Source organism: Alkalihalophilus lindianensis, assembly GCF_032843265.1.
In the GTDB taxonomy this organism is placed as follows: Bacteria; Bacillota; Bacilli; order Bacillales; family Bacillaceae_D; genus Alkalihalophilus; species Alkalihalophilus lindianensis.
In genome coordinates this window covers 1-252 of record NZ_JAWJBA010000711.1, presented here as the reverse complement: position 1 = coordinate 252, position 252 = coordinate 1, and the positions used below count along the sequence as shown (strand labels likewise).

1 protein-coding gene is annotated in these 252 nt (G+C 42.5%); it reads right to left on the bottom strand.

Annotated elements, in window-relative coordinates; all coding sequences use genetic code 11:
- Positions 1-252, bottom strand: a 252-nt coding sequence (locus RYX56_RS24015; protein ID WP_317124339.1) for an RNA polymerase sigma factor, incomplete at both ends; no start/stop codon positions are given.

Genomic DNA, 252 nt, shown 5'->3' with positions numbered 1-252 from the left:
AAACGTCTTTTGGCACGGTGAAGAGTAGATTTCACCGCCACTTCCGTCATCTCTAACATCTCCGCGATTTCCTTTACCTGATATTGAAAGGCCTCTTTTAGCAAAAAGATTACCGCCTGCTTAGGGGTAAATTGCTTTACCAAAAGCTCAACAGAATCCGTAACCTCATCAAACGGACCTTTAAAAAATGGGTTTTGCTCTTCAGAAACGGCTGCAATCGTTTCATTTTTCCGTTTTCGAAGCAGGTCAATC